Annotated in this window: 1 protein-coding gene and 1 rRNA gene; both read right to left on the reverse strand. The window is 57.2% G+C overall.

Going from position 1 to position 1,900, the window contains the following annotated elements; translation table 11 throughout:
- Positions 1-181: 181 nt before the first annotated feature.
- Complete coding sequence (locus tag RAE09_RS11760) at positions 182-1,423, reverse strand: HNH endonuclease signature motif containing protein (RefSeq protein ID WP_316981766.1); 1,242 nt, start codon at positions 1,421-1,423, stop codon at positions 182-184.
- 368 nt (positions 1,424-1,791) lie between these two features.
- Positions 1,792-1,900: ribosomal RNA gene (gene rrf, locus RAE09_RS11765) — 5S ribosomal RNA — on the reverse strand; the annotation flags it as partial.

The raw sequence follows: 1,900 nt of genomic DNA on the forward strand, positions 1-1,900 counted from the left end.
GCAGACGGCACTCCTGGTGCAACCTTCTAGCCCCCGATGACTTCGAGGCGCTTAATTCAGCTACACTGACCCAAGCAGCATAGCTAACCCCCGACGTGTCTACTTTCCGGGGGCCAGGCCCATGCGAGAAGCCGGCACGACCGTTCTCCTGGTCACACACCGCAGGCTCCGGTCTACTCCGCTAGCCCTCCCTTCTCTGTGTTCTCTTTTGTTGTAGTGCGAGGTATTGTGCCCAGGTGTGGTTCCAGTGGGCTTGGTGTGTGGCGAGTGGTCCGGTGGCGTGGTCTAGTTGGTAGGTGCCGTCTCGGTGGAGCCAGGCGATGGTGCCGGTGATGGGGTCGAGGATGTAGTGGACGCGGCGGTCAGTTTTGATGTTGTGGTGATGCTGGCACAGATTCACTAAATTATCCGGGCTGGTAGGTCCGCCGTGGTGGTATTCGATGCGGTGGTCTAGTTGGCAATTGGTGGCGGGGACGGTGCAGCCGGGCCAGCGGCAGGTGGCGTCTCTGCCTTGGGTGTAGGCGCGGATGTCAGCATTTGGGGTGTATCCGTCAATTTCGTCGGCGTTAAGCCGGCGGATGAAGGTGTTGTCTGTGGGGGCATGGTCGAGGTTTATCCAACCGGCGCCGGGGTGAAAGACCATATTGGTGTCTTCATTGGTGGTAAAGGTGTTGATAGCAACGCTGGTATGGGTGTCTTCCAAGATGAGGTCGATAAGCCCCTGTGCGCTGGTGGTTTTGGTCTTATTGGTGTAGGCGTCGATGTGGCGGGCGATAATCGTGGCGGTGGCACTATCGCAGGTAAGCGATAGTGTGGTGGTGTTATCCGGATTGTAGTTGATGCGGAGTGTGGGTTGGGGTTGTTCTTCTTTGTCTTCGGGACGCAGGTGGGTGTCGATGAAGGTGCGGATAAAGCGGCGTAGCTCTGCGTCGGTGGGCACTGTTTGGTTCGGTGTGGTGGGGGTGAGGAAGTCTGCGAGTGCGGCGTCGATGGCTTCGAGGTGGTCGGGGTTGTCTTCGAGCCTGTTGAGTTCGCGGTCGATGATTCGTAGTTTGGTCAGGTCTAGGATCCAGTGGTGGCCTTGGACTTCGGTGACTAGGGGTAGTTGGCGCATGCGGAAGTGGGCGCGCAGGAAGCCTAGGAGTTTGGAGTAGGAAATACCGAGGTCTTTGGCCAGGCTGGTGAGGCTTAAGTCAACATCCTCGTCTAGTTGGGGGAGGATGGCGCGGTAGAGGAACCAGGAGGTTTTACGCGTGTAGGTGCCGGCTTGGCCGATGTGGTTTCCGGGTGCGTTGGTAGTGTAGAACGTCTCCGGCACATCACCACCGTCTAGAGGACCGGTATCGGGGTGGTCGCCGATGAGGAGGGTGTCCGGGTAGTCGAGGGTGGTATCTGGTTCAGGTGGGCTTAGTGTGGCAGTCATGGACGGGGCACTCCAGCAGAGATAACAGGGTTCGTATGTGTTTTCTAACGACTGCGTTTATAGTATCCCGAGTGCCGGACACGTGGCCTTAGTGGGGGTGTTTATGTTCGAATAGGGTGCCCTAAAACCGCAGGGATCCCCAGAGTCGCGCCACACCCGCCAGCGGGGGTAAAAGCAAAGGTTTAGAGTTCGTTGCCTACTACTTCCCCGGCAGGTTTTTGCAGTTCGACAAGGTCTTAAGTCAATGAACGTGTGTAGCGAAGCACCGTCGCGTGACGACGTTTACTACCGCTAAACGCAAAAAAGAAGGAGGCGGTGGTTTACCGTCTCCTTCCCTTCTGGATTATTTAGTTGTGTTTGTTGTTTGGTGTCGGCGGTGACTTACTCTCCCACAACCTCCCGGTTGCAGTACCATCAGCGTGTGCAGGCTTAGCTTCCGGGTTCGGAATGGGACCGGGCGTTTCCCTGCAGCTATTG

Source organism: Corynebacterium tuberculostearicum (assembly GCF_032821615.1).
Taxonomy (GTDB): domain Bacteria; phylum Actinomycetota; class Actinomycetes; order Mycobacteriales; family Mycobacteriaceae; genus Corynebacterium; species Corynebacterium tuberculostearicum_H.